Source organism: Nonomuraea muscovyensis, assembly GCF_014207745.1.
Taxonomy (GTDB): Bacteria; Actinomycetota; Actinomycetes; order Streptosporangiales; family Streptosporangiaceae; genus Nonomuraea; species Nonomuraea muscovyensis.
Genome location: NZ_JACHJB010000001.1, coordinates 392,702 through 419,537, shown reverse-complemented (window position 1 = coordinate 419,537; position 26,836 = coordinate 392,702). Strand labels below are relative to the sequence as shown.

The 26,836-nt window shown below is 71.1% G+C and carries 20 protein-coding genes and 1 tRNA gene; 9 read left to right on the top strand and 12 right to left on the bottom strand.

Going from position 1 to position 26,836, the window contains the following annotated elements:
• Window positions 1–281: 281 nt before the first annotated feature.
• From dapD to FHU36_RS02015, 4 genes are all read right to left on the bottom strand, one after another.
• A complete protein-coding gene (gene dapD / locus FHU36_RS02030) occupies window positions 282–1,244 on the bottom strand; it encodes a 2,3,4,5-tetrahydropyridine-2,6-dicarboxylate N-succinyltransferase (protein ID WP_185082101.1) in 963 nt (320 codons plus the stop codon).
• A 181-nt stretch (window positions 1,245–1,425) separates the two neighbouring features.
• Window positions 1,426–1,845 carry a pyridoxamine 5'-phosphate oxidase family protein gene (locus tag FHU36_RS02025; RefSeq protein ID WP_185082100.1) on the bottom strand — a complete coding sequence of 140 codons (420 nt, stop codon included), beginning with the start codon at window positions 1,843–1,845 and terminating at the stop codon, window positions 1,426–1,428.
• Window positions 1,846–1,963: 118 nt separating this feature from the next.
• Window positions 1,964–2,734, bottom strand: coding sequence for a helix-turn-helix domain-containing protein (locus tag FHU36_RS02020; RefSeq protein ID WP_185082099.1), 771 nt, complete (start codon window positions 2,732–2,734; stop codon window positions 1,964–1,966).
• Window positions 2,735–2,794: 60 nt separating this feature from the next.
• Window positions 2,795–2,871, bottom strand: a tRNA-Leu gene (locus FHU36_RS02015).
• 91 nt (window positions 2,872–2,962) lie between these two features.
• On the opposite strand from FHU36_RS02015, the gene FHU36_RS02010 reads away from it, so the two are divergent.
• Window positions 2,963–3,547: an ANTAR domain-containing response regulator gene (locus FHU36_RS02010; RefSeq protein ID WP_312891392.1), complete on the top strand. Its 585-nt coding sequence runs from the start codon at window positions 2,963–2,965 to the stop codon at window positions 3,545–3,547.
• Window positions 3,548–3,698: 151 nt separating this feature from the next.
• Here the strand turns inward: FHU36_RS02010 and FHU36_RS02005 are convergent, their stop codons facing one another.
• Window positions 3,699–4,559 carry a hypothetical protein gene (locus tag FHU36_RS02005; RefSeq protein WP_185082098.1) on the bottom strand — a complete coding sequence of 287 codons (861 nt, stop codon included), beginning with the start codon at window positions 4,557–4,559 and terminating at the stop codon, window positions 3,699–3,701.
• A 185-nt stretch (window positions 4,560–4,744) separates the two neighbouring features.
• On the opposite strand from FHU36_RS02005, the gene FHU36_RS02000 reads away from it, so the two are divergent.
• A complete protein-coding gene (locus tag FHU36_RS02000) occupies window positions 4,745–6,037 on the top strand; it encodes an ABC transporter substrate-binding protein (protein ID WP_185082097.1) in 1,293 nt (430 codons plus the stop codon).
• 84 nt (window positions 6,038–6,121) lie between these two features.
• Here the strand turns inward: FHU36_RS02000 and FHU36_RS01995 are convergent, their stop codons facing one another.
• From FHU36_RS01995 to FHU36_RS01970, 6 genes are all read right to left on the bottom strand, one after another.
• Window positions 6,122–6,550 (bottom strand): hypothetical protein, encoded by a 429-nt coding sequence (locus FHU36_RS01995; RefSeq protein WP_185082096.1) that lies wholly within the window; start codon window positions 6,548–6,550, stop codon window positions 6,122–6,124.
• Window positions 6,551–6,616: 66 nt separating this feature from the next.
• The gene (locus FHU36_RS01990; RefSeq protein ID WP_185082095.1) at window positions 6,617–7,429 is read right to left on the bottom strand and encodes an ABC transporter ATP-binding protein; all 813 of its coding nucleotides are present in this window, start codon (window positions 7,427–7,429) and stop codon (window positions 6,617–6,619) included.
• Entirely contained in the window at window positions 7,426–8,364 is a 939-nt protein-coding gene (locus FHU36_RS01985; RefSeq protein WP_185082094.1) for an ABC transporter ATP-binding protein, read from the bottom strand. The genes FHU36_RS01990 and FHU36_RS01985 overlap by 4 nt, the downstream gene beginning before the upstream one ends.
• Window positions 8,354–9,340: a branched-chain amino acid ABC transporter permease gene (locus FHU36_RS01980; RefSeq protein ID WP_185082093.1), complete on the bottom strand. Its 987-nt coding sequence runs from the start codon at window positions 9,338–9,340 to the stop codon at window positions 8,354–8,356. Before FHU36_RS01980 ends, FHU36_RS01985 begins: the two co-directional genes overlap by 11 nt.
• 11 nt (window positions 9,341–9,351) lie before the next feature.
• On the bottom strand, window positions 9,352–10,503 hold the full coding sequence (locus tag FHU36_RS01975) for a branched-chain amino acid ABC transporter permease (protein ID WP_312891391.1): 1,152 nt from the start codon (window positions 10,501–10,503) through the stop codon (window positions 9,352–9,354).
• A 710-nt stretch (window positions 10,504–11,213) separates the two neighbouring features.
• Window positions 11,214–11,558: a PaaI family thioesterase gene (locus tag FHU36_RS01970; protein WP_185084554.1), complete on the bottom strand. Its 345-nt coding sequence runs from the start codon at window positions 11,556–11,558 to the stop codon at window positions 11,214–11,216.
• A 131-nt stretch (window positions 11,559–11,689) separates the two neighbouring features.
• Here FHU36_RS01970 and polA point away from each other — a divergent pair, with 131 nt between their 5' ends.
• The 7 genes from polA to FHU36_RS01935 all read left to right on the top strand — a co-directional run bounded on the left by polA (window position 11,690) and on the right by FHU36_RS01935 (window position 21,205).
• Window positions 11,690–14,380 carry a DNA polymerase I gene (polA, locus tag FHU36_RS01965; RefSeq protein ID WP_185082091.1) on the top strand — a complete coding sequence of 897 codons (2,691 nt, stop codon included), beginning with the start codon at window positions 11,690–11,692 and terminating at the stop codon, window positions 14,378–14,380.
• A 365-nt stretch (window positions 14,381–14,745) separates the two neighbouring features.
• On the top strand, window positions 14,746–15,867 hold the full coding sequence (locus FHU36_RS01960) for a polysaccharide deacetylase family protein (protein WP_312891390.1): 1,122 nt from the start codon (window positions 14,746–14,748) through the stop codon (window positions 15,865–15,867).
• Between the two features lie 213 nt (window positions 15,868–16,080).
• Window positions 16,081–17,571 (top strand): 30S ribosomal protein S1, encoded by a 1,491-nt coding sequence (rpsA, locus tag FHU36_RS01955; RefSeq protein WP_185082090.1) that lies wholly within the window; start codon window positions 16,081–16,083, stop codon window positions 17,569–17,571.
• Window positions 17,572–17,704: 133 nt separating this feature from the next.
• Complete coding sequence (locus FHU36_RS01950; RefSeq protein ID WP_185082089.1) at window positions 17,705–18,841, top strand: epoxide hydrolase family protein; 1,137 nt, start codon at window positions 17,705–17,707, stop codon at window positions 18,839–18,841.
• A 149-nt stretch (window positions 18,842–18,990) separates the two neighbouring features.
• A complete protein-coding gene (locus FHU36_RS01945) occupies window positions 18,991–19,458 on the top strand; it encodes a GNAT family N-acetyltransferase (protein WP_376774106.1) in 468 nt (155 codons plus the stop codon).
• A gap of 9 nt (window positions 19,459–19,467) precedes the next feature.
• Window positions 19,468–20,070: a dephospho-CoA kinase gene (gene coaE, locus FHU36_RS01940; RefSeq protein ID WP_185082088.1), complete on the top strand. Its 603-nt coding sequence runs from the start codon at window positions 19,468–19,470 to the stop codon at window positions 20,068–20,070.
• Between the two features lie 190 nt (window positions 20,071–20,260).
• Window positions 20,261–21,205 (top strand): pentapeptide repeat-containing protein, encoded by a 945-nt coding sequence (locus FHU36_RS01935; protein WP_185082087.1) that lies wholly within the window; start codon window positions 20,261–20,263, stop codon window positions 21,203–21,205.
• Here the strand turns inward: FHU36_RS01935 and FHU36_RS01930 are convergent.
• Window positions 21,157–26,784: a WD40 domain-containing protein gene (locus FHU36_RS01930; protein WP_185082086.1), complete on the bottom strand. Its 5,628-nt coding sequence runs from the start codon at window positions 26,782–26,784 to the stop codon at window positions 21,157–21,159. The genes FHU36_RS01935 and FHU36_RS01930 overlap by 49 nt on opposite strands.
• Between the last annotated feature and the right edge of the window lie 52 nt (window positions 26,785–26,836).

Sequence of the window (26,836 nt, the reverse complement as noted above, 5' to 3'; positions counted from 1 at the left end):
TCGCTCCGCTGCAGCGGCCCGTCAGAGCCTGCCCCCGGCGCTTCCGGGGAACGTCACCTCGAAGCGGGTCGTCTCGAGGCGGCCAGGGGGCCCGGGTCGCCCTCTGGCCGACGGGGAGGCGGCCCGCCTGCGTGAGCGGCCATGGCGCACCCCGGGCCACGGAGGTGGCCCGGAAGGCGCGCGTCACGGCGGGCACGGTGGTCGCACGAGGAGCGTGACCCTGGAGGGCGCCCGGCCACGTGCGGCGGGTGGGCCCTCCCGTGCCTGCCGTGAAAAGACACTCAGTTCTGGTGCAGAGCGGTGTTGAGCTCGATGCCGCGGCCCGTGCGGGGAACGACCTCGACGGCGCCCGTCTGCGAGTTGCGGCGGAACAGCAACCCGTCGGCGCCCGACAGCTCCCTGGCCTTGACCGTACGCCCGTCCGGCAGGGCCACCTTCGTCCCGGCCGTCACGTACAGACCCGCCTCCACGACGCAGTCGTCGCCCAGCGAGACACCCACCCCGGCGTTCGCCCCCAGCAGGCAGCGCTCGCCGATGGAGATGATCTCCTTGCCGCCGCCCGACAGGGTGCCCATGATCGAGGCCCCGCCGCCCACGTCGGAGCCGTCGCCCACCACGACCCCGGCCGAGATGCGGCCCTCCACCATGGAGGCGCCGAGGGTGCCGGCGTTGAAGTTCACGAAGCCCTCGTGCATCACCGTGGTGCCGGGCGCCAGGTGGGCGCCGAGCCGTACCCGGTCGGCGTCGGCGATGCGCACCCCCGACGGCATCACGTAGTCGGCCATCCGGGGGAACTTGTCCACCCCGTACACCGCCACCGGGCCCCGGGCGCGCATCCGCAGGCGCGTCCGCTCGAAGCCCTCCACGGCGCACGGCCCGTGGCTGGTCCACACGACGTTCGCCAGCAGGCCGAACACGCCGTCCAGGTTCAGCCCGTGCGGCCTGACCAGGCGGGACGAGAGCAGGTGCAGCCGCAGGTAGGCGTCGTGCGCGTCCACCGGCGGCTCGGAGAGCTTGGCGATGCCGGTGCGAACAGCCACCACCTCGACGCCCCGCGCCTCGTCGGCGCCGACGAGCGCGGCCAGCTCGCCGGCCTCGGCGGCGTCGATCCGCTCGGTGCCCGTGGCGGGCGGGTCGCCCAGCTCCGGCGCGGGGAACCAGGTGTCGAGAACGGTGCCGTCGGCGGCGACGGTGGCCAGGCCGAGGCCATGCGCGCCGGTCACGGTGGGATCTGTAGCAGTCACGGCCCTCAAAATACCCTCACCCCGCCCACCATCCACCCGCCGACCACCCCACGCACCACCCGCCGACCACCCGCCGCCCGCCCGCCACCCGCTGCCCGCCGACCATCCGCTGCTCGTCCGCCAGCCACCGGCCACCCGCTGCCTGCCCGCCACCGACCGCTTGCCGGATGGCCGGGCCGGCTCACAGCACGCCCAGGTCGGCAGAGAGCCACCGCTCCGGCCGCATCCGGAACGTCACCAGCGCCCGCGGGTCCGAGCTGTCCACGTACCCGGGCACGGCGTCGGCCGGCAGGTATCGCGCCGCGATCCGGGCCAGTTCCTCCAGCGTCGTGGGCGTGGAGCCGACGACGGGCCCCTCGACGCTGACGTAGCGGTAGGTCGGGCTGACCCGCTGGACGAGCAGCGAGAACCGGCCCGCCTTGAGGATCAGCCGCGCCTTCAGCGACTCGCCGTCGGTGAGGAACCGCACCTCACCGCCCGGCCGGTAGTCGTACCAGACGGGCACGTTCAGCGGTGCCCGCTCCGCACCGGCGTTCACGGCAACCGCGGCGATGTGCGCGTCGGCCAGGAACGCCTCCCGCTCGGCCACGCTCAACGACATCGGCCCCACCCCCCTCACCGGTTACATCACCGGTCCGGGGCGGCCTGCAGACGCGGATGCGCATTCTTTGCCCACTTTTCGCCCCAGCCGACACCACAGCGGACACCACGGCGGGTCATCAGTACTTGGGGCCGACGAACAGGTCCAGCAGTTCGACGGCCTCCCGGCGGGCGACGGAGATCTCGTTGCGCTTGTTGTGCCGCCAGGCCACCCCGAGCAGGTCGAGCGCCTCCCCGCACAGGCCCAGGATGTCGGCCGACTCGTTCTTGAACAGGTAGCGCGGATAGGAGTAGCAGCGCACGCCGCCGGGCAGGGCGCGGCGGACATGGTTGTCGCCCCGGTAGCCGTCGGAGTGGATCAGCCCCCGCACGAACCATCCGGGCTGCGCCGAGACGATCTCCCGCTGCCAGCCGTGAAGGGCGATCGTCCTCTGGTGTTTCATGCCCGGCCCGTGCTGGGGGAGGAGATGCGGCCAGTGCTTGGAGTAGGAATTGACCTCACGGCAGCCCTGTTTGGGCACGACGCGCACCTTGTTGGTCGGGCGGACGGCCCGCTGCGCGTCGACGCATTCGCGGATCAGGCCGGGCCAGGCGTCGGCGCAGATGATGCGCAGGGACCAGACATCCTTGGCCGGGTCGCCGACGCGGCTGAGACAGCCGTCACCGAGGTAGAGGCCGAGGAGGTAGGCGTAGGCGGGCGCCGGGGAAGGCGCGTGCGGCGGGTCGGCGCAGCGGGGACAGGTCCCGGTCATGGGGGAGTCGGGCACCCGCCGGTCGCGCCACTCGCGGATCGTGGACCTGCTGACGCCGCTCTGGCGACTCGCCTCGCTCACGCTGAGCCCGGACCGCAGCAGGCGCAGCACATGGTGACGGACCGTGAGATCGTACATGCGCAGAGTGTGGCAGGAGGGTGCGACAAAAACGCCCGGCCGGGAAGGCCGGGCGTCCGCTGGTGCCCCGAGTGGGATTCGAACCCACACTGAATGGATTTTGAGGCCATCGACTCTGCCGGTTGGTCTATCGGGGCGGCATCCGTACGGTGCCCGAACCCGCAGCCTGATGCAGCAGGACGGCGCCGACGTGGCTCTAATCTAGCGGACATCGGTACTCTTCTGCTCGTGAGTACGCAGCGGCGAGTGGTGATCGCGGAAGACGAGGCACTGATCCGCCTCGACCTCAAGGAGATGCTCGAGGAGGACGGCTACGTCGTCGTGGGCGAGGCCGGTGACGGCGAGCAGGCCATCCGCCTGGCCGCCGAACTGAAGCCCGACCTGGTGATCCTCGATGTCAAGATGCCGGTGCTCGACGGGATCTCCGCCGCGGAGCGGATCGTGGCCGACCGGATCGCCCCGTGCCTCATCCTCACCGCGTTCTCCCAGCGTGACCTGGTCGAGCGGGCCAGGGACGCGGGTGCGATGGCCTATCTGGTCAAGCCGTTCACCAAGGCCGACCTGGTGCCGGCGATCGAGATGGCGGTCAGCAGGCACGAGGAGATGGTGGCGCTCAGCAAGGAAGTGTCCGACCTGTCCGACCGGCTGGAGACGCGCAAGCTGGTCGAGCGGGCCAAGGGGCTGCTGATGGCCGCGCACGGCTGGACCGAGCCGCAGGCGTTCCGGTGGATCCAGAAGGCGTCCATGGATCGGCGGCTGAGCATGCGCGAGGTTGCCCAGATCGTTATCGACGACACGGAAAAGACCGACTGAAAGGTCCTATATCACCGGATTTGGGGTCGCGGGTCTTGGTCCGGTCACGACTGGGCATCCAACCGGCCTCGGAGCCTTCCGGCGCGGGCGTCCGCGCGCATGCTGAGGGCGGCAGCAGGTTCGCCCATCCGGACGGAGACGCAGCATGAGCTCACCCGCCCAGACCGCACACACGCAGGGCGTAGTCGATCAGGCGGTCCTGGAGGGGCTTGGGCGGCTCCACGATGACGATCCGCTCCTCGCCCCCGTCGACCGACGCCCGCACGGGGAACAGGAACGCCTTCTTGGCCTCCGCGAACGCGTGCGGGTCGCAGCGGCCGGGCGACAGCGCGATGGGCGCCTCGGCCCGCTGGGCGTCGGTCTCCAGCTTCACCAGGGGCCGGCGCTTGGTGCCAGGTGTGACCATGTAGTGGGTGGTGCCGTCGACGGAGGCGACGCTCACCGCTCCCGTGCCTCGCCGGGTGAGCACCAGCGAGCCCCGCATCACCTCGCCGTCCTGCTTCCAGTCGGGCCCGAACGACAGGTCGGCGGCCTGCTTGACCAGGAACGCCGAGCATTCGTCGCGCAGCAGCCGCGACAGCAGCGGGTCGGGGTGCGGCACGGTGAAGACGACCTTGCGCAGGGGCTCGTCGCCCGTGCGGAGGCGGGCCACGACCGTCGCCGGCCGGACCTCGGGCAGGCCGGACGGCAAGCAGTTGGCCTCGCCGTAGGTGACGGGCAGGTCGGTGCGCTCGGTGCGGCGGATCGTGGCGTCCGCGCTTTGCGGCGGTAGCGTTTTGAAAGAGGCCGTGACCAGTTGGACGTCGGCGAAATACACGGGCGTGGTGGTGGTATTGCGCACGGCGATCTGCAGGGCGTGCACGGGCTCGTCCGAACGCCATTGGGCCAGCGAGACCGAGACGCCGTCCGGGGGCCGCGTCGCGGGCTCGGCGCGCTTGTCGGCGGCACCGCAGCCGGCGAGCGCGGTCGCGACGGCGACGAAGAGGACCAGGGGGACCCTAAAGCGCTTCACTTCTGGCACATTAGGCAAGCTAGAGGCCCTCTCGTAAGTTGAGGACTGATTACGACTCCGCATCCAAGTGCCGACAGTTCATCCCGGCATCTGGTTGGAACCCGCGGTGGTTTTATACCTTTCCGTCATTCGATCGGGAACGTCGGCGCTGACCGGTCCCGGCCTGGAGATGAAGGAGACACTTCATGGTCCGCATTGCTCCCGTGGGGCGGGCGCTGGCTGTTGTGGCTGCCACCAGCCTCGCCCTGACAGCTTGCGGTGGTGGCAGCGATACCGCTACCCAGCCATCCGAATCGGCCGCGTCATCCGCCGCGGCTCCCGCGGCGAAGGGTGACGGCACTCTGACGCTCGGCACGCTGCTTCCGCAGACGGGCTCGCTCGCCTTCCTCGGCCCGCCCGAGTTCGCTGGTGTCGACGCGGCGATCAAGGAGATCAACGACGCCGGCGGCGTGCTCGGCAAGCCGGTCGCCAAGTTCGACACCGACTCCGGTGACACCACCACGAACATCGCCTCGCAGTCGGTGGACAAGCTGCTGGCGCAGAAGGCCGACGCCATCATCGGCGCGGCGTCCTCGTCGGTGTCGGAGTCCGTGATCGACAAGATCACGGGCGCCGGTGTGATCCACTTCTCGCCGGCCAACACCTCCGACAAGTTCACCACGATCGAGGACAAGGGTCTCTACTTCCGCACCTCGCCGCCGGACAAGCTGCAGGGCCGCGTGCTGGGCGACCTCATCGTGGCCGACGGCAACGACACGGTCGGCATCCTGGCGATGCAGGACTCGTACGGCACCGGCCTGGCCGACCAGGTCGCCAAGACCGTCACCGACGGCGGCGGCACGGTCGTCGAGCGGGTCGACTACGACCCGAAGGCCGCCGACTTCTCGGCCGACGTGGCCAAGCTCAAGGCCAAGAACCCGAAGGGCATCGTGCTGATCGGCTTCGAGGAGACCTCCAAGGTCATCCAGGAGCTCATCAAGCAGGGCATGCCGGCCAGCAAGCACAAGTGGTACATGGTCGACGGCAACACCTCCAACACCAACTACGTCAAGCTGCCCAAGGGCACGCTGACGGGCGTCAAGGGCACCATCCCCGGCGCCGCGTCGCCGGAGGAGTTCCAGAAGAAGCTTCTGGCCGTCAACCCCAAGCTCGAGGACTTCAGCTACGCTCCCGAGTCCTACGACGCCGCCAACCTGCTCGCGCTGGCCGCCGAGGCCGCCAAGAGCGACGCGGGCGTCGACGTCGCGGCCAAGCTGGCCGAGGTCAGCAAGACCGGTGAGAAGTGCAACGACTTCAAGACCTGCGTCGAGCTGCTCAAGGCCGGCAAGGACATCGACTACGAGGGCGTGAGCGGCCCGGTCGAGTTCAACGAGGCCGGTGACCCCGCCGTGGCCACCATCGGCATCTACCAGTACGGCGACGACAACAAGTACCCGACGAAGGCCCTGGAGTACCGCACCGGCAACATCGCCGGCTGACGATCCGCTCCCTGACCTGACAGCGGCAAAAGAAGGGCCCGGTCCATCGGACCGGGCCCTTTCGCGCGCCCGGCCTCGGGGGCTTCAGGCGCAGCCGGTCCTGATCTGCTCGGCCGCGGCCCGGTACTCCCGCAGCAGCCTCACCTGGCGCTCACGCGGCACGTCCGCCCGCGACAGCCCCGAGGTGGAGGTCTCCAGCGCCCGGACGGCCGGAGCCAGGGAGGGGGGCAGGGCGGGGCCGTACTGCAGCGTGACGCCCCGAGCCTCCGCCAGGCGACCCAGGACCGCGCTCTCGAAGTTCTGGGCCTCCTCGGCGCCTCTGGGCTCCAGCAGGAGGTCGGCGTACCCGATGGCGGAGACGACGCGCGCGCACGGGTCGTCGGAGGGATCGCCGCCGGTGCTGTACCGGCCCGCGGTCGCAGGGGAGTTCTGGCAGGCGGTCAGCAGCGGCAGCATCAGGACGAGCACGCTCAGGCGCCGGGCGACGGCGCCGGGGGGAACGATGGCTCTCATGCCGTCCATGGAAACGGCGAAGGGGCCCCCGCGGGAGGCCCCTTCGCCGTTTCGGAGGTGGTGCTGTTACGCCTTGGCCAGGGTGCCGAGGTAGAGCTCGATCACCTTGGGGTCGTCGGCGAGCTGGCGGCCGGTGCCGGAGTAGGCGTTGCGGCCCTGGTCCAGCACGTAGCCGCGGTGGCAGATCTGCAGGCAGCGCCGGGCGTTCTGCTCGACCATGACGACCGTGACGCCCGCCTTGTTGATCTGCTGGGCCTGGATGAAGACCAGGTCCTGCAGCTTGGGCGACAGGCCGGCAGACGGCTCGTCCAGCAGTAGCACCGACGGTTCGGTCATGAGCGCCCGGGCCATCGCCACCATCTGCCGCTCGCCGCCCGACAGGGATCCGGCGCGCTGCTTGCGCCGCTCCTTCAGGGCGGGGAACAGTTCGGCGACGAACTCGAAGCGCTCCTTGAACTTGGCGGGCACCTGGAAGGCGCCCATCTCGAGGTTCTCCTCGATGGTGAGGCTCGGGAAGACGTTGTTGGTCTGCGGGACGTAGCCGACCCCGCGGGAGACCAACTCGTGCGCCTTCATGTTCGTGATGTCCTCACCCTTCAGCTTCACCGTGCCGCTGCGGATGTTGACGAGCCCGAACATGGCCTTGAGCAGCGTCGACTTGCCGGCGCCGTTGGGGCCGATGATGCCGATCAGCTCGCCCTGCTGGACGTACAGGTCGCATCCGTTGAGGATGTTGACGCCCGGCAGGTAGCCGGCGATCAGCTCGTCGCACCGCAGCACGGCGCCCTCGGCGCCGGCCAGGTGGTCGCCGCGGTCGGTGACGGCCCGCTCGGAGCCGGCCTCCGCCTCGTCGGGAGTGGATTCGGGGACGGCGTTCACTTCTGCGTCTCCTCTACGATCTCTTCCTCCAGCGCCGCCTCCGCCTCGTGCAGCTGCGCCTCGAGCTCGCTCTCCGACAGGGGGGCGTCGTGGTGCGCGCCGAGGTAGGCGTCGATGACGCGCGGGTCGGACATGATCGTGTCCGGCGGGCCCTCGGAGATGACGGCGCCCTGGGCCATGACGATCACCCAGTCGCTGATGTCGCGGACCATGTCCATGTCGTGCTCGACGAACAGCACGGTCATGCCCTGCTCGCGCAGGTCCTTGACGTGGCCGAGCAGCGACTGGGTGAGCGCCGGGTTGACGCCGGCCATCGGCTCGTCGAGCATGACGAGCTCCGGCTGGACCATGAGCGCGCGGGCCATCTCCAGCAGCTTGCGCTGGCCGCCGGACAGCGACCCGGCGAAGTCGTCGCGCTTCTTGTCGAGCTTGAAGCGGGCCAGCAGTTCCTCGGCCCGCTCGGTGATCTCGTCCTCCTGCTCACGCCAGAAGCCGGGCACGAGGGCACGCCAGAAGCTCTCGCCCTTCTGGTCCTGGGCGCCGAGCCGCATGTTCTCGATGACGGTCAGCTTGGACAGCGCCTTGGTGAGCTGGAAGGTGCGCACCATGCCGGCCCGGGCCACCTTGTGCGGGGGCACGCCGTTCATGTTGCGGCCGTTGAACGCCCACTGGCCGGCGTCGGCGGTGTCGAAGCCGGTGAGCTGGTTGAAGAACGTCGTCTTGCCGGCGCCGTTGGGGCCGATCAGCGCGGTGATGGAGCCGCGCTGGACCTCGACGTGGTCGACGTCGACCGCGGTGAGGCCGCCGAAGCGGCGCACGACCTTGTCGACCACGAGGATCGGGTCGGGCTTGGCCACCCCGGGGTCGCGGGCCAGGTCCTTGAAGGCGGCCAGCGCCGCGGCCTTGCGGTCGGTGGCCGTGGTCTCAGCGTGCATCGATCGCTATCTCCCTCTTGTCACCGAAGATCCCCTGTGGCCGGAAGACGACCAGGAGGATGAGTCCCAGCCCGACGAGAAGGAAGCGGAACTGGCCGACCTGAGTGGAGGTCATGAAGGTGATGTACCCGGCTTCGACCGCTCCGCTCAGCACGCCGTAGACGAGCACCAGCAGCACCCAGAAGATCATCGAGCCGACGACGGGTCCGAACACGCGGGCCGCGCCGCCGAGGATGAGGATCGTGTACGCGAAGAAGGTCGTCTCGGTGCCGAAGATGTCCGGCTGGACCGAGGCGAACGCCAGGCCGTAGACGAACCCGCCCAGCGCGCCGATGACGCCGCCGAGTACCAGCGACTGCATCTTGTACGAGAAGACGTTCTTGCCGAGGCTGCGCACGGCGTCCTCGTCCTCGCGGATGGCCTTGAGCACGCGGCCCCAGGGGCTCTTCATGAGCATGTAGACGAGCAGGCACGACAGGCCGATGAGAAGCCAGCCGACGACCAGGACCCACAGCAGGCGGTGGTTGAAGGTGAACCAGCCGAATCCGTACTCGCCCGCGGGGAAGGGGTTGATCGCGTAGAAGCCGTCGGAGAAGCCGCGCCGGCCGTCGGAACCGCCGAAGACGTCCTTGAACGCCACCGACCGGAAGATCAGCCGGATGATCTCGGCCGCGGCGATGGTGACGATGGCCAGGTAGTCGGCGCGCAGGCGCAGCGTCGGGATGCCCAGCAGGAGCGCCAGGAGCGCCGCGGCCAGCAGGCCCACCACGATGCCGGCCCAGAACGGCAGGCCCAGCACGGTGACGGTGACGGCGAGGCCGTAGCCGGCGACGGCCATGAACGCCGCCTGACCGAAGTTGAGCAGGCCCGTGTAGCCGAAGTGGACGTTCAGCCCGATCGCGGCGAGCGCGTAGAGCACCGTCTCGACGCCGATGGCGGCCTTGACGGTGGTGGAGATGATCGTGTTCCAGTCCATGGTTCCCCCCGTCAGCCGATCCGCTCGCGGCGGCCGAGGATGCCCTGCGGCCGGAAGAGGAGCACGATGATGAGTACGGCCAGCGCGCCGACGCTCTTGAGCTCCGGCGGCACCCAGAGGGTGGACAACTGGATGAACAGGCCGACGATGAGCGAGCCGACGAGCGCGCCCCACGCGGTGCCGAGCCCGCCGAGCGTGACGCCGGCGAAGATGAGCAGCAGGATGTCCTGGCCCATGTTGAACTTCAGGCTCTGCGAGACGCCGAGCATGATGCCGGCCAGCGCGGCGATGGCGCCGCCCATGGTCCAGATGATGCGGATGACCCGGTCGACGTTGATCCCGGACGACGAGGCGAGCGCCGGGTTGTCGGCCACGGCGCGGGCGGCCTTGCCGGTGCGGGTGCGCAGCAGCGCCATGCTGACCACGACGAGGACCGCGAGCTCGATGGCCATGGCGACGAAGTTCTTCGGGGCGGCGGTGATGGGGCCGACCTGGATGCCGGCCTGGCCGGTGTACTGGGTGTAGACCTCGGTCTGGCCGCCGAAGACGATGAGGAACAGGTAGCGCAGGAAGAGCGCCACACCGATCGAGACGATCATCATGGCGATGATGCCGGTGCCGCGTTTGCGCAGCTGGCCCCAGAAGAACCTGTCCTGGGCGTATCCGAAGCCGCCCGCGAGGATCACCGCGATGACGGCGGCGGGGATGAGGTGCAGCCCGACGCCCGCGTTGAACGCGTAGGCCAGGATGGCCCCCAGGGTGACCAGCTCGCCGTGGGCGAAGTTGGTCAGGCCGGTGGTGCCGTAGATGAGTGACAGGCCGAGCGCGGCGAGGGCGATGATGAGGCCCAGGTTCAGGCCCTCGAAGGCGAGCTGCGCCGCCTGTGTCCAGAAGCTGCTCTGCCCGGCCTCCTCCTCCTGTGGCTGGCCGGGTACGCCCTTGGCCTGCAGGGCGAACAGCACGGTCGACATGTTGCCGTCGTACACGGTGGGTGTGCGTACGTTGTTGCCACCCCGGACCGCGACGTTCTGCGGCAGCGTGTTGGCATCCAGCGTGACCTTGTATTTGCCCGGCTTCTCGACCGGGACCTGCCACGTGCCTTGGGCGTTACTTGTAACCTCCGCAACGGGTTGTCCGCTTTCGGTGGTCACGACGATTTTCACGCCGTTCACTGGCTGGCCTTGGAATGTGAGTGTCCCTCTCAAGCCCTGTTCCGGCGCCGCCGCAGCGGCGGGTGACGCGAGCAAGAGGACGAGTCCACTCAGGAAGGCCGTGAACGCGATCACGGCTCTGCGCAATGGTGCTCCCTCAGATAGGTCAAGGCGGGGTTATGCCCCTCCATCTCGACACGCGGGCATCGCAGGCACAACTGGGATGCTGTTGCGGGAGCTTATTCCTCGTACGACCGGTTCACTATCGTTCGTCACCAATTAGTGACATCGGCGTGTCACTCGCGTGAGCAACCAAGAGAGCAGGTCAAGGCCTACTTTGCCGAAAACGTCGGAGCGCTCGCGTCATGACTCGGTGATGATGCGGGACTGACCGGAGGGGGAGGGGCCCCGAGGGAGAGAACGAGCCCGAGGGGTGACCTTTGGGGCCGTGTGCGGCTTCCCCGGCCTCACACGTTATCTACTCGGTCGCCCCCCGCGGGCTCTGCTCGGACCACCGTAGCGACCCGTGGGTGCCCTGTGCAAAGGGAGACGCCGACCGCGTGGCGTGTCTCCGGCGTGTCGCGTCCGAGACCGTCGTGTCACAGGCCGTCGTTTCGCAAGCCGTCACGTCCAAGGCCGTCGTGTCACAGGCCGTCACGTCCAAGGCCGTCGTGTTCCGGGCCGCCATGCCCCCGCCCGTCGTGCGGGCGGGAGCATCGGCGTCAGCGGTCGCGCAGCATGCAGGTGAGCCGCGACGTGCAGACGCGCCGCCCCTCGTCGTCGGTGATCTCGATGTCGTACGTGGCCAGCGTCCGGCCGCCGTGCAGCCGGGTGGCCACGCCGGTCACGTGACCGGAGGTGGCCGAGCGGTGGTGCGTCGCGTTGATCTCGATGCCGACCGCGATGCGCTCGGGACCGGCGTGGATGGCCGCGCCCGTCGAGCCGATCGTCTCGGCCAGCACGACGGAGGCGCCGCCGTGCAGCAGGCCGTACGGCTGGGTGTTGCCCTCCACCGGCATCCTGGCCACGACCCGTTCCGCGCTGGCCTCGAGGAACTCGATCCCCATGCGGTGGGCCAGGGTGCCCTCGTGCACGCCGGTGAAGAGGGCGAGTTCGTCGGGGTTGGTCTGCGTCAAGGGGACGCCTCCACTCTTCCGGGCTCGGGTTTTCTGTCGCACCCGCAGACTAGGCTGCGGGTGTGCCGAAGAGTGAAGTGACCCCCAGCCGCCCGTGCCTGCTGCTGCTCGACGGGCATTCGCTGGCCTATCGCGCGTTCTACGCGCTCAAGGACGCCAACCTCATGACCACCGACGGTCAGCACACCGAGGCGGTCTACGGGTTCACCTCGATGCTGACCAACATCCTGCGCGATGAGCAGCCGTCGCACGTGGCCGTCGCCTTCGACCGGTCGGAGCCGACGTTCCGGCACGAGGAGTACGCCGACTACAAGGCCAACCGGAGCGAGACGCCCGAAGACTTCCGCGGCCAGATGCAGCTCATCTACGAGCTGCTCGACACGCTGCGCATCCCACACCTGTCCAAGGCGGGCTTCGAGGCCGACGACGTGATCGCCACGCTGGCCACCCGCGCCGCCGCCGAGGGCATGAACGTGCTGGTCGTCACCGGTGACCGCGACGCGCTGCAGCTCGTCGACGAGCAGATCACCGTGCTCATGACCCGCCGCGGCATCAGCGACATGACGCGTTTCACGCCGGAGGCGGTGCAGGAGAAGTACGGCCTCACCCCGGTCCAGTATCCCGACTTCGCCGCGCTGCGCGGCGATCCCAGCGACAACCTCCTGAGCATCCCCGGCGTCGGCGAGAAGACCGCGGCCAAGTGGGTGCGCGAGTTCGGTTCGCTGACCGCGCTGGTCGACCGGGTCGACGAGGTCAAGGGCAAGGTCGGCGACAAGCTGCGCGAGCACGTCGCCCAGGTGCTGATGAACCGCCGGCTCACCGAGCTGCTGCGCGACGTCCCCGTCGAGGTCGAGCTGGGCGACCTCAAACAGGGCACGTGGGAGCGCGAGGAGATCAACAAGCTGTTCGACACGCTGCAGATCCGCGGCGAGCTGCGTGAGCGTGTCTTCAAGGTGCTCGGCACCGGCGAGCAGGAGCCCGACCAGGGCTTCGAGGTCGAGACCGTGATCCTCGGCCCCGACCGGGTCTCCGGCTGGCTGTCGGCGATGCCCGCCGGCCGCGCCGGGCTGGCCTTCCGCGGCGTCTACGGCAGCGGCACCGGGCGCATCGACGCCATCGCCGTGGCCTCGCCCGACGGCACGGCCGCGCACATCGACCCGACCAAGCTCACCGAGGCCGACGAGGCGGCGCTGCGCGCCTGGCTGGCCGACGACGACCGGCCCAAGGCCGTCCACGACGCCAAGGGGCCCATCCTCGCCCTGTGGCAGCAGGGCATGGAGCTCAAGGGGCTGTCGTGCGACACCGCTCTGGCCGCCTACCTCGCGATGCCGGGGCAGCGCACGTTCGCGCTGGAGGACCTCGCCCGCCGCTACCTCAACCGCGACCTGCGGGCCGAGGAGGCGCCCGGCGGCCAGGCCGCCCTGTTCGGCGACGACGAGGACGCCCCGGCCAAGGAGCTGGCGCTGCGCGCCCACGCCGTGCGCGAGCTGGCCGAGTCGCTGGAGGGCTTCCTGGCGGGCCGCGGCGGCACCCAGCTGATGAGCGACGTGGAGCTGCCGCTGCTGACCGTGCTGGCCGAGCTGGAGCGGGCCGGCATCGCCGTCGACAGCGAATACTTCGCGGCCCTGGAGTCGGAGTTCGGCGCGGCGGTCAAGCACGCCACCGAGGAGGCCCACCGGGTCGTCGGCGAGCAGTTCAACCTCGGCTCGCCCAAGCAGTTGCAGGAGATCCTCTTCGGCCGGCTCAACCTGCCCAAGACCAAGAAGATCAAGACCGGCTACAGCACCGACGCCGACCAGCTCGCCTGGCTCGCCACGCAGACCGAGCACGAGCTGCCGACGATCATGCTGCGCCACCGCGACCAGCAGAAGCTGCGCACCACGGTCGAGGGCCTGATCAAGGAGGTCGCCGACGACGGTCGCATCCACACCACCTTCAACCAGATCATCGCCGCGACGGGCCGCCTGTCGTCGGAGAAGCCCAACCTGCAGAACATCCCGATCCGCACCGCCGAGGGCCGCCGCATCCGGCAGGGCTTCGTGGTGGGCGAGGGCTACGAGACGTTGCTGACGGCCGACTACAGCCAGATCGAGCTGCGCATCATGGCCCACCTGTCGGGCGACGAGTCGCTGATCGCGGCGTTCGAGTCGGGCCATGACTTCCACCAGGCCACGGCCGCCCGGGTGTTCAACCTGCCGCCCGAGCAGATCGACGGCGAGTTGCGGGCTCGCATCAAGGCGATGAACTACGGCCTGGCCTACGGCCTGTCCGACTTCGGCCTCGCGGGTCAGCTCAACATCCCGGTGGCCGAGGCGCGGGCGCTGAAGGAGGAGTACTTCCAGGAGTTCGGCGGCGTCCGCGACTTCCTGCACGACATCGTCCGGCAGGCGCGCAACGACGGCTACACCGAGACGATCATGGGCCGGCGTCGCTACCTGCCCGACCTGACCAGCGACAACCGCCAGCGCCGGGAGATGGCCGAGCGGATGGCGCTCAACGCGCCCATCCAGGGGTCGGCCGCCGACATCATCAAGGTCGCCATGCTGCACGTCCGCCAGGCGCTGCGGGAGGAGGGGCTGACCTCCCGGATGCTGCTGCAGGTGCACGACGAGCTGGTGTTCGAGGTGGCGCCCGGTGAGCTTGAGCGGCTGCGTCAGGTGGTGTGCGACCAGATGAACGCCGCCTACCACCTGCGCGTCCCGCTGGAGGTCTCGGTCGGCGTCGGCCGCACGTGGGAGGACGCGGGCCACTGAGAGTCCGCCGAGGACACCACGGGAGACCATGGGCGGCCTGCCCTGCCACCGGGGTGCGCGCCACACCCTCCGGACCCTGCCACGGAGGGTGTAGGAGGCAGCCACGCCTGCCGCGTCCTGCCACGGAGGGCGGGCAGGCCGTCGCCGGGCCTGCTCCAGGTGCGCGGGAGGGCGGCGGGGCCCTGCGGCGCCCCGCCAGGTCCTGCGACGGAGGGCGTTCCGCCGCTGCCGGGTTTCGGGGAGGCCGATCTCGTGGGTTTTGGTGGGAAGTGGCCGGGCAGGTCCGGCATAACGTGAAGGGGCACCCTGTGGTGGTTCTGCACTAGGCTTGATCAGGTTGTTTCCCCGAGTGGCACGGGAGTTCTGTGCGGTCCGCAGCGTCTCTCACGCCGATCATCGGCATCGCGAACGCGGTGGTGGTGGCCGTGGCCGTGGTCGGTCTCATGGTGGTCCCCTCCTCGGGGGAGACCCCGGCAGGTCCCCGCGGCGGTGCCGCGACACGGCAGGCCCCACAGCAGACCTCGCGGCCGTTGGAGCCGCAGCCGTCGGTCTCGCAGGGGACGGGGCAGCCTCCCGGTGCGGTGGCGACGCCCGAGTTCGCCCGTCAGGTGAAGGCGAACGAGGCGGGCCTGGTGCCGGTGCTGATGTACCACCGGATCGTCGCCAAGCGGCACGCCGCCATCGACCGCACCCCCAAGCAGTTCCGGCAGGAACTGGAGAAGCTGGCCCGGCAGGGGTACGTGCCGATCACCGCCAAGGAGTTCGCCACCGGCGACATCCGGGTGCCCGCCGGGAAGTTCCCCGTGGTGCTGACGTTCGACGACGGGCATCCGAGCCACTTCGGCCTCGACGCCGCGGGCAACCTCCGGCCGGACACGGCGGTCGGCATCATCCTCGATGTGGCCAGGAAGTATCCCGGCTTCCGGCCCGTCGCCACGCTGTGGGTCAACCGCGAGCCGTTCGGGCTGCGTGACCGGGCGGCGCAGGAGACGGCCGTGCGGTGGCTGGCCGGGCGGGGGTTCGAGGTGGCCAACCACACCTGGGCACACCCCAACCTGCGCGCGCTGCCGACCTCGCAGGTGCGCCGGCAGATCGTCAGGCTGGAGCGCCTGCTGGCGAAACTGGGCGCCGGACCGTCCACGACCATGGCGCTGCCGTTCGGGAACCTGCCGCGCGTGCGGAAGGCGGCGCGCACCGGAGGCTGGGACGGCACGCGTTACGACTTCGCCGGAGTTTTCCTCGCGGGCGCCGAGCCGTCGATTTCGCCCTACGCGAAAAATTTCGACCGTGGCGCGATCCAGCGGATCCAGAGCAACGGCAAGAAGGGCGAGTGTCGCAAGTGGTGCTCGCAGTACTGGCTCGAATGGCTGAACAAGCACCCGCGTGAGCGGTTCGTCTCCGACGGCGACCCGCAACGGATCTCCGTGCCGGAGCGACTTCGGGGTAAGATCGAGGCGAAGCGGGGGGCCCTTGTCAACGCTTATTGATCAGCGGTTCGGCGGATTGCCACGCACCGTGGATTGACCCCCGGCTCCTTGTCTCATATCCTGATCGCTGCGCTGTGGGCTCGCGCGCGCCTCAGACGGAGCGGGCTCGCGCTCGGTCACGTCGATGTCGTAACTCCTCGGCTTGATGCGGAAGAGGGCCTGCCGCGCGTCCGCCACATCGACATCCTGTCCGCGTTCGGAGCAATTCCACACATGACGTCCAGCACTGAGGCCACCTCGAGCACCCCGCAGGTAGCGGTCAACGACATCGGGTCCGAGGAAGCCTTCCTCGCCGCGATCGATGAGACCATCAAGTACTTCAACGACGGCGACATCGTCGAGGGCACCGTCGTCAAGGTCGATCGAGACGAGGTCCTTCTCGATATCGGCTACAAGACCGAGGGTGTCATCCCCTCGCGCGAGCTTTCGATCAAGCACGATGTCGACCCTGCTGACGTCGTGGAGGTCGGCGAGCACGTCGAAGCCCTCGTTCTCCAGAAGGAGGACAAGGAGGGTCGCCTGATCCTGTCCAAGAAGCGGGCTCAGTACGAGCGCGCCTGGGGCACGATCGAAAAGATCAAGGACGAGGACGGCATCGTCACGGGCACCGTCATCGAGGTCGTCAAGGGTGGTCTCATCCTCGACATCGGCCTGCGTGGCTTCCTCCCGGCGTCCCTGGTCGAGATGCGCCGTGTCCGCGACCTGCAGCCGTACGTCGGCCGCGAGCTCGAGGCGAAGATCATCGAGCTCGACAAGAACCGCAACAACGTGGTTCTGTCGCGCCGCGCCTGGCTTGAGCAGACGCAGTCCGAGGTTCGCCAGACGTTCCTCAACACCCTCCAGAAGGGTCAGGTCCGCAAGGGCGTCGTTTCCTCGATCGTCAACTTCGGTGCGTTCGTGGACCTCGGCGGCGTCGACGGTCTGGTCCACGTGTCCGAGCTGTCCTGGAAGCACATCGACCACCCCTCCGAGGTTGTCGAGGTCGGCCAGGAGGTCACGGTCGAGGTCCTCGACGTCGACATGGAGCGCGAGCGCGTCTCCCTGTCGCTCAAGGCCACCCAGGAAGACCCGTGGCAGCAGTTCGCCCGCACCCACCAGATCGGCCAGGTCGTGCCGGGCCGCGTCACCAAGCTGGTGCCGTTCGGCGCGTTCGTCCGGGTCGAGGAGGGCATCGAGGGTCTGGTCCACATCTCCGAGCTGGCCGAGCGTCACGTGGAGATCCCGGAGCAGGTCGTCCAGGTCGGCGACGAGATCTTCGTCAAGATCATCGACATCGACCTCGACCGCCGTCGCATCAGCCTCTCGCTGAAGCAGGCCAACGAGGGTGTCGGCACCGAGGTCGAGTTCGACCCCACGCTCTACGGCATGGCGGCGACCTACGACGACCAGGGCAACTACATCTACCCCGAGGGCTTCGACTCGGAGACCGGTGAGTGGCTCGAGGGCTTCGACAAGCAGCGCGAGGAGTGGGAGCGGCAGTACGCCGAGGCCCAGACCCGCTTCGAGGCGCACCGCAAGCAGATCGAGGAGGCCCGCAAGGCCGAGGCGGAGGCCGGCGAGGCCGCTCCCTCGTCCTACAGCGGTGAGTCGCCGGCGCAGGCCAGCAGCTCGTCCTCGTCCTCGTCTGCTCCGGCCGGCGGTGCCCTCGCCTCCGACGAGGCTCTCGCCGCTCTGCGCGAGAAGCTCGCCGGCGGTCAGAGCTGACCTGAGGCGGCTGTAGCCGTAAGCCCGTAAAAAGGCCCCGCACGATCATCGTGCGGGGCCTTTTTCGTGGATACGGTCCGTCCCGGGCAATTGCGGAACGGCATTTTCCGCATTCCTCCCTACTGTCGGAGGCATGAAGTCCTTCCGCATCGCCATCCCCCAGACCGACCTCGACGACCTCAAGCAGCGGCTGCGCCGCACCCGCTGGGCCCGGCAGCTGCCGGGCGGGTGGAGCAGGGGAGTGACCGTCGAGCACCTGCGCGAGCTGGCCGCGTACTGGGCCGACGGATTCGACTGGCGGGCTCAGGAGGCCAAGCTCAACGCCTTCCCCCAGTACACGACCGAGATCGACGGCCAGAGCATCCACTTCGCGCACGTCCGCTCGCCCGAACCGGCCGCGGTCCCGCTGATCATGACGCACAGCTGGCCGAACTCCTTCGCAGAGTTCCTCGACGTCATCGGCCCCCTCACCGACCCGCGCGCCCACGGGCTCGACCCCGCCATGGCCTTCCACGTCGTGGCGCCGTCGCTGCCCGGGTTCGGCTTCTCGCCGTTCCCCGAGCCCGCCGACGAGCGTCCGTGGAGCATCGAGCGCGTCGCCCGCACCTGGGCGGAGCTGATGAGCCGCCTCGGCTATGAGCGGTACGGCGCGCACGGCAACGACGCCGGCGCCCTCGTCACCCCGCAGCTCGCCGCCCTCGACAGCGACCACGTGATCGGCTCGCACATCACCGGCGGGATCGGCATACCGACCGGAGACCCCGCCGAGCTGGAGGACGCGAGCGAGGAGGAGCGGGCCACGGCGGCTCACATCGCCGAGATGTGGGCGGGCGGCAGCGGCTACGGCCCCTACCTGTCCAACCGGCCGCAGACGCTCGCCTTCGGCTTCGCCGACTCGCCCGTCATGCAGCTCGCCTACCTGGTCGAACGGTTCAAGGAGTTCGACGGCTGGCCCGGCGGCAAGGACGAGGTGGCCGAGCCCGTCGACCGCGACCTGCTGCTCACCAACGCGACGATCTACTGGCTGACCGGCACGGGCGGCTCGTCCTCCTGGCCCTACTACGAGGGGGCGGCCGGCCTGCCGATCGACCAGGACAGCGTGCCGACCGGGGTGTCGCACGGCGGCCCGGACCTGTTCCGCCGCCTCGCCGGACGCCGCAACCGGATCGTCTGCTGGGGGAAGGCGGACAGCCCCAGCCACATGGTGTCCATGGCGGCGCCGGAGTCGGTCGTGGCCGGCATCCGCGAGTTCTTCGCCGTGGTGCGCTGAGACCGGGTCGCTGGATCGGGTGGGGGGCGGGGGCCGATCCCCGCCGCCGCCCGGGCCCCGTCCCCGGTCCGCGGCGGCACCGCGTCCGCCAGTGGCGGGTCCGCCAAGGGCTGGACGGCACGCCCCCTGCCTGAAGTAGGGTGCTGGCCGTGGAGATCGAGCGGGCCGTGCCGGCGGACGCGGGTGAGATTCTCACCGTGCAGCGCGCCGCGTACGTCACCGAGGCCCAGCTCTACGGCGACCCGTTCCTGCCGCCCCTGGTGGAGTCGATGGAGCAGGTCCGCGCCACGATCGGCGGCGCCGTCGTGCTCAAGGCGACCGACGCCGGGCGGATCGTCGGCTCCGTGCGCGGCCGGTTGTCCGGCACGACCTGCCTGGTGGGGCGGCTCGTGGTCGCCCCCGACCGGCAGGGGCGCGGCCTCGGCTCGGCGCTGCTCACCGCGCTGCACGAGCAGGTGCCGCAGGCGACGGCGTTCGACCTGTTCACCGGCCACCTGTCGGAGGGCAACCTGCGGCTCTACCGGCGCCTGGGCTACCGGGAGACCGGCCGCGAACGGATGGACGACCACCTGACGCTGGTCCACCTGCGCCGCCCGGGTGCGCCCGCCACTGGATAGGCTTGCCGGGTGCTGAAGATCGGACTCACCGGCGGCATCGGCTCGGGCAAGAGCGAGGTGTCGCGCAGGCTCGCCGCCCGCGGCGCCGTGGTGATCGACGCCGACCGGATCGCCCGCGAGGTGGTCGAGCCGGGCACGGTGGGGCTCGCCCGGGTGGTGGCGGCGTTCGGCGACGACGTGCTGCGCCCCGACGGGTCCCTCGACCGGGAGCGGCTCGGCGCCATCGTGTTCGCCGACCCCGACCGGCTCGCCGTCCTCAACTCGATCGTCCATCCGCTCGTCGGCGAGCGGGTGGCCGAGCTGCAGAAGCGGGCGCCCGACGACGCGATCGTCGTCTACGACGTGCCGCTGCTGGTGGAGAACAACCTCGCGCCCATGTACGACGTCGTCATCGTCGTCGACGCCTCGGACGAGGTCCGGATCGCGCGCCTGGCCGAGCACCGCGGCATGTCCGAGCCCGACGCGCGGGCCCGCATCGCCGCCCAGGCCGGCCGGGACGAACGCCTCAGGGTCGCCCACGTCGTGATCCCCAACGAGGGCTCGCTGGACGAGCTGGAGGCGCGGGTCGGCGACGTGTGGGACGACCTGCGCGCCCGCGCCGCCCGCGGCTGACCGCGCCCGGACCTCTGCCGGGATCCGCGGCGGGACCTCTGCCGGCGTCTGCGCCCGGAGATCCACGTCCGGACCTCTGCCGGGATCCGCGGCGTGATGCGTGCCGGGATGCGTGACGTTTGGCGCGCCGGCCCCGGCGGTAGGATGAGCGGCGGTTCTGCTGGGGGCGAGCGATGTGGCGGTTTGACGCATGAGCGATGGGCGGCCGGCCGCCGAGCAGCGGCACGACCTGCGGGGCGACTGCGCGAGCTGCTTCGGCCTGTGCTGCGTGGCGCTGCCCTTCTCGGCCTCCGCCGACTTCGCCGTCGACAAGGCCGCCGGCAGCCCGTGCCACAACCTGCGGGCCGACTTCCGGTGCGGCATCCACGACCGCCTGCGCCAGGAGGGCTTCCCCGGCTGCACCGTCTATGACTGCTTCGGCGCCGGCCAGAAGGTGTCGCAGGTGACGTTCGGCGGCCGTGACTGGCGGCAGGACCGGGAGACGGCGAGCGTCATGTTCGCGGTGTTCCCGGTCATGCGGCAGCTTCACGAGCTGCTGTTCTACCTCACGGAGATCCTCGCCCGCACCGAGGCCCGCCCGGTCCACGACGAGGCGCGCCGGGCGCTCGACGAGACCGAGGCCCTCACCCGCCGCGACCCGGCCGCCCTCGCCGAGCTCGACGTGGCCGCCCGGCGGCAGGCCGTCAACCCGCTGCTGCTGCGCGCCAGCGAGCTGGTACGGGCCCCGCACCGGGCGAGGAGCCGCCGGGGCGCCGACCTCATCGGCGCCCGCCTCAGGAAGGCCGACCTGCGGGGCGCCGACCTGCGGGGCGCCTACCTCATCGGCGCCGACCTGGCGGGCGCGGATCTGAGGGACGCCGACCTCATCGGGGCGGACCTGCGCGGCGCCGATCTGGCCGGCGCCGACCTGACCGGCAGCGTCTTCCTCACCCAGCCGCAGGTCGACTCCGCCAAGGGCGATGGCGCCACCAGGCTGCCGCCCTCGCTCACCCGCCCCGGCCACTGGCCCGCCGCACGGGCGGCGGCACCGGGGGAGCGGACCTCCGGCAAGGCGGGGCCGCGCAAGCCGGCGGCCAAGGGCGGCCGTCAGAAGAAGGGCGCGTCCAAGGGCACCTGGCGGACGCCGGGCAGGTAGGGGTCGAGCTCGCCCAGCTCGAACCTGGACATCCCGATGACGTGCCAGAACTGTCCGGCGACCTCGCCCTGCACCTTGTACCTGCCGTCGGGGGCGAGCGCCGCCCACCCCTCGGGCAGCCCCAGCAACGTGGCCCGGCGCTGGCCGTTCTCCCAGAGGATGACCACGCCGTCGTCGCCCGCGCTCGCGAGCAGGTCTGAGGCGGGGCTGTAGGCCACCGACCACACCCGCCGGGAGTGGCCGGTCAAGGTGTGCAGCTCCGCGCCCGTGGCGGCGTCCCACACCCGCACGGTCAGGTCGTCGCCCCCGGTGGCCAGCCGGGTGCCGGTGGAGTCGAACGCCACCGACCACAGGCGCCCGGTGTGCCGGTCGAGCGTGTGCCGCAGCACCGGCTGCCACGGCTGGCCGGGCCGCAGCTCCCACACCTTGGCCAGCCCGTCGTTGGCGGCGCTGGCCAGGTGGCGGCCCGACGGCGAGAACACCACCGAGTAGATCCGGTCGGTGTGCCCTTCCAGGGTGGCGATCCGGCCGCCGGACTCGACGTGCCAGATGCGCGCCAGCCGGTCGTCGCAGCCGGTCGCCACGTAGCGGCCGTCGGGGCTGAACGCGATCGAGCGGACCCGGCCGCGGTGGTCGGCCAGGTTGCTCACCAGCCGGCCGGTCGCCCGGTACCAGATCCGGACGCTGTCGTCGTCGTTGGCGGTGGCCAGCAGCGAACCGTCGGGGCTGAACGCCTCGGCCCACACGTGGTCGGTCTCGACGTTCAGCTCGCGCTCGTAGTCGCCGGTGGTGGCGTTCCAGAAGTGCACGCCGCCGTCGTTGCTGGAGGCGGCGAGCACCGGTCCGGCCGGGGAGAACAGGGCGGACAGCAGCCGGTCGGAGGTGCCGGTGAACTCGCGCAGCCGCCGCGCGGCGCGCGGCTCCCACACCCGGACGACCCCGTCGTTGCCGCTGGTGGCCAGCATCGAGCCGTCGGCGCTGAACCGCACGGACGAGATGCGCCGGCCGTGGCCGCGCAGCACCCGCTGGCACGCGCCGGAGGTCGGGTCCCACAACCGGATCGTGCCGTCGTTGCTGCTGGTGGCGAGTTGCCCGCTGTCGGGCCGGAACGCGAACGGCCAGACCGAGCTGCGGTGCCCGGTCAGCTCGACGCGGGTGGCGCTGCCGGGCTCCTGCAGGCGGACGATCCCGCCGGAGTCGCCGCTGGCCAGGGTGCGCCCGTCGGGGCTGAACGTCACCTGGTAGACGGCCGCCGCGTGGGTGGTGTGCACGCCGCGCGGCTCGCCCGCCACCGGGTCCCACAGCCGCACGGAGCCGGCCGTGTCGCCGGTGGCCAGCAGCGTGCCGTCGGGGGAGAAGGTCACGCAGTAGACGCTGCCCGCGTGGCCGGCCAGTGCGTGCCGCAGCGTCCACGACGCGGTCTCCCACACCCGTACGGTGCCCGACTCGTCGCCGGTGGCCAGCAGCGACCCGTCGGGGCTGTGCACGGCGCGGAAGACGGAGCCGCGGTGCCCGCCGAGGGTCGCCGCCACCTCGCCGGAGGCGAGGTCCCACACCCGCACCACGCCCGCCGAGTCGCCGGTCACCAGCGCCGCGTGGCCGAAGGAGGCGGTGTAGACCGGCGCCTGGTGCCCGGCGAGCCGGTGGACCGGCCGCCCGGTGGAGGTCTCCCACAGGCGGACCACGCCGTCGCCGCCGCCGGCGGCCACCAGGTCGCCGCCGGAGCTGAGCCGCAGCGGCCAGACGCCGTCGGGATGCCCGGTCAGCTCGCGTAGCCGCTCGCCGGTGGAGGCGTTCCACAGCAGGACGCTGCCGTCGCTCGCGCCGGTGGCGAGCAGGTCGCCGGCGAAGGTGACGGCGTAGACGCGGCCCCGGTGGCCCTGCAGGGTGCGCGCGGGCGAGCCGCCGACGCACAGCAGCACGCCGCCGTCCTCGCTGCCGATCGCGATGACGGCCCCGTCGGGGCTGTAGGCGAGCGGCTCGGGCAGGCGGCTGGTCTGGTCGTGGTAGCCGTACGGGACGCCGATGGCCGCGGGCGCGAGTTGCACCTCGACCGGCCGTCCGGGCACCACGGCCGCGCCCGGCAGGTGGGGCAGGGTGCCCGCCACGTTGATCAGCGTGGCCCGGTGCCAGCGGGCGCCCTCGACGGACACGTCGCTGAGGTCGGTCTCGGCCAGCCGCGCTCCCGACAGGTCGGCGCCGCTCAGGTCGGCGCCGGTCAGCCGGGCCCCGTCGAGGCGCGCCCCGGCCAGCTTGGCGCCGCGCAGGATCGCCCGGGACAGGTTGGTGCCGGCGAGCGTGGTGTCGGTCAGGTCGGCGCCGGTCAAATCGACCTCCTGCAGGTCGCGCGCCGACAGGTCCTCGCCCTTCAGGTCGGCGCCGCGCAGGTCGGCCCGCGCGGGAGTGCGCAGCCTGGCGGCGATCTTGACGGCGTTGGCGCGTGCCAGGTCGTCGGCGGGCGGGTCGGCCACCCACTCCCGCAGCGCGCGCACGTCGGCCAGGTCGCACAGGAACTCGACGGTCAGCCCCGACAGCGGGCGTCGTGCGAGCATGACGGGGTTGTCCAGGGTGGCCGCGATGTGCCGGGCGATCAGCCACTCGCCCACCGAGGAGTGGATGAAGCCGAACATCCCCTCGTCGGTGCGCACCAGCAGGCTGCCGGACCCCATCGTGTACGCGGTGTGCGCGGGGGAGAGCTGGCCGCCGGCCAGCCCGGTGAGCGTCTCGGCGAACTCGGTCAGCTCCTCCACGCCGAGCAGCGCCTCGCCCGCATCCCACAGCCGCAGCGCCAGCGCCGTCACCGCCTCCCACAACTCGGCGGCGGTCAGCGGCGTGGCCGAGCCGGGTATGGTGGCCCGCTGCTCCTCGTAGGCGAGCCAGGTGCCGAGGATCTCCTCGTACAGCAGGGCCGGGCTGATCGTGTGGCGGGCCCGGACGGCGGTGCGCAGCCGCTCGGGGTCGAGGTCGGCGATGAAGCTCAGCATGCGCGGGTTCTGCGCCAGATCGAACAGGCCCTCCAGGCTCTCCAGGAGCGTCATGCGCGCGTCCGCCTCGCCGTGGTCGTCGAACCGGTTGGCGAGGTAGGAGCCGATCTGGGAGCGGGAGAAGTTCTCGACGGCGAGGACCCGCCGCTGCGGCAGCACCCCCACCATCTCGCCGAGCGAGGTCAGCACCTGGCTGTGCGACTTGAAGTGCTGGGTGCGGCTGGCCACCACGATCTTCGCCTTGTCCTCGGCGGCGGCGAGTAACGTCGTCAGGTGGTCGGCCGCCCGGTCGTAGGTCAGCCGGGTGACCAGCTCGTCGAACCCGTCGAACAGCAACACGATGCGACCCTGGCGCAGCAGGTAGCGGAACGCCTTGAGGTCGATGAACTCCTCGCCGTGTCCGGCCAGGTGGGCCGCCACCAGCGCGTCCACCGAGTGCGCCTTGTCCAGCGCGCGCAGCTCGATGAGGATCGGCGTCAGGTGGGGCAGCTCGGCCGGGATGCGCCGGGCCAGCTCGCGCAGGGCGAACGTCTTGCCGTGGCCGAAGTCGCCGAGCAGCAGCAGGAACCTGCCGTGGTCGGCCGACAGCAGCCGCACCAGCTCGTCGGTCAGGCCCTCCCTGATGTGGCTGCCGGGCCGGTCGAGCTCGCGGTAGCGCTGCGGCACGTACAGGCTGGGCGGGTAGCGGCGGTCGGCGGTGAGCCTGGCGGTCTGCTCGGCCACGTAGCCGGACAGGTCGAGCAGCCCCTGGAACTCCGTGAAGCTGCGCAGCCGCACGCCCCTGCGCATGAGGTCGTCGCGCAGCGGGCGGGCCGGGGGCGGCCCCTGGTAGACCAGCTCCGCCGCGAGGCCGGACGCGTGGGCCTGCCGGACGAAGCCGTCGGCGTCGGCGGCGGTCACCTCGCCCACGTGGGCGCCGATCATCGTCTGGCGGACGAACCCGTCGTCGGGATGGGTCACCACCAGGTGGGCGGGGAACCGGCGGATCCGGGCCCGCTCGTGCCGGGCCTCGCACACCTCCACGATGCGGTCGAGCAGCAGCTCCACGGGGCTCGGCTCGCGTCCGGTCGCGTCGGGCCGGGGCGGTGGGGCCGGGCGCGTCTCGCCGGTGAACGTGGAGCGCGCGGCCCGCCAGGCGTGCGAGACGCGCCGGGGCTGCTCGTCGGGCAGCCACGTCCGTACGCCGCCGGAGGTGATCTCGACGACCTGGTGGCGGCCCGCGCGGGGCGCGGCCACGATCCCGCCGGCGGCCCCGGCGGCCCCGGCGGCCGGGCGGTCGCCTGCCCCGCCGGCCGTTTCGGCGTTGCCGTGGAAGAGCAGGTTGACGCGGTGGGCCAGCAGCCGCTGGTAGGCGGCCGCGTCGCGCAGCGCCGCCGGTGGATGGCCCATCGCGCCGAGCCGCAGCCAGGCCCGCTCCTCGTACGGGCGCAGCCGCTCGGCGAACCACGCGGCCTGCGTCTCGCCGAGCTGCGCGTACGCGTCGCGCTCCAGGTGGCTCATGGCCATGGTGGAGTTGAGCCCGGCCACCACCACCTTCAGGTCGGGCACCTCGAACAGCGTCCACGGCTGTCCGCCGTCGAACACGCGGTCGTCGAGCCCCTGGTAGACCTCGCCGAACAGGCCGGCGAAGTGCCGCCACTTCGGCCAGTAGGGCGCCTGCGGGCTGACGTCGTCGGCCTCGCAGGTCAGGAAGTAGGCGCTGGCGGCGGCCTTGGTGACGTCGCGCGGGCCGGGCACGACGACCAGCCGGTGCGGCTCCAGCCCGAGCAGCAGCCGCAGCCCGGTGAGGAACCGGGTGGCCTGCCCGAACTGCCCGAGGCTGCCCGACTCGGTCAGGTCGCCGCCGATCAGCATGAGGTCGGGCCGGGGCATGCCCCGGTCGTACATGGAGGTCAGGTCGGCCCAGATGCGCGCCTGCATGTCCTCGGGCGTGAACGGCTCGCCGGGGTCGGGCAGCGCCCGGCCGAACCGCGGTCCGCCGATGTGCAGCACGGTCAGCGACTCGCGCCCCCGCTCGGCCGTCGCCGCGGGTGGGAACCTCGGGGCGGTGACCGGGGCGCGCCGGGTGCGGGACCGGTCCACGGGCGGCTCCAGATCGGGTGCGGGCGGCGGCGCCACGGGCCCGGGGGAGACGCCGGCCGGGAACGCCGGCGCGGCGACGGGCTTGGCGCGCCCGGCCATCGCCTCCTTCACCCGGTCCAGCAGCAGGCTTCTGGCCTGGCCCGCGTCGGCCACGCCGAGCAGGTCGACCCAGGTGATCGTGGACAGCAGCCCTTCGAGGTGGACGTCCTCCAGCCGGATCGTCACCAGCTTGTTGGCGGGGTCGTCGGGGTCGGCCCGTAGCGCGGCCTGCCACTCCAGGCGGCCGTAGCGGGACGTCAGGTAGTTGCGGGAGAGCACCGCCACGACGATCTGCGCCTCGCTGACGCCCCGGTCCATGAAGTCGATGAAGTTGGTGCCGGGAACGAAGTCCCACGCCTGGATCATGGTCTTGTAGCCCGCGGCCTCGAGCTCCCAGGCGATCCACGTCGCCCACGCCGTGTCGGCCGGGGAGTAGCTGACGAAGATGTCGGTCGGCCTGCCGTCACGTGCCATCTGCTCAGTATCCCCCGTGGCATCGGGGTTTGGAGGGCGATGTGCGATCATC

Excerpts from the sequence above, each read along its gene's own strand:
- FHU36_RS02025 (WP_185082100.1), bottom strand. The coding sequence starts at position 1,845 with ATGTCGTTGAGCGTGGCCGAGCGGGAGGCGTTCCTGGCCGACGCGCAC.
- FHU36_RS02020 (WP_185082099.1), bottom strand. The coding sequence starts at position 2,734 with ATGTACGATCTCACGGTCCGTCACCATGTGCTGCGCCTGCTGCGGTCC.
- FHU36_RS02000 (WP_185082097.1), top strand. The coding sequence starts at position 4,745 with ATGGTCCGCATTGCTCCCGTGGGGCGGGCGCTGGCTGTTGTGGCTGCC.
- FHU36_RS01995 (WP_185082096.1), bottom strand. The coding sequence starts at position 6,550 with ATGAGAGCCATCGTTCCCCCCGGCGCCGTCGCCCGGCGCCTGAGCGTG.
- FHU36_RS01985 (WP_185082094.1), bottom strand. The coding sequence starts at position 8,364 with ATGCACGCTGAGACCACGGCCACCGACCGCAAGGCCGCGGCGCTGGCC.
- FHU36_RS01980 (WP_185082093.1), bottom strand. The coding sequence starts at position 9,340 with ATGGACTGGAACACGATCATCTCCACCACCGTCAAGGCCGCCATCGGC.
- FHU36_RS01970 (WP_185084554.1), bottom strand. The coding sequence starts at position 11,558 with ATGGGGATCGAGTTCCTCGAGGCCAGCGCGGAACGGGTCGTGGCCAGG.
- rpsA (WP_185082090.1), top strand. The coding sequence starts at position 16,081 with ATGACGTCCAGCACTGAGGCCACCTCGAGCACCCCGCAGGTAGCGGTC.
- FHU36_RS01950 (WP_185082089.1), top strand. The coding sequence starts at position 17,705 with ATGAAGTCCTTCCGCATCGCCATCCCCCAGACCGACCTCGACGACCTC.
- FHU36_RS01935 (WP_185082087.1), top strand. The coding sequence starts at position 20,261 with ATGAGCGATGGGCGGCCGGCCGCCGAGCAGCGGCACGACCTGCGGGGC.
- FHU36_RS01930 (WP_185082086.1), bottom strand. The coding sequence starts at position 26,784 with ATGGCACGTGACGGCAGGCCGACCGACATCTTCGTCAGCTACTCCCCG.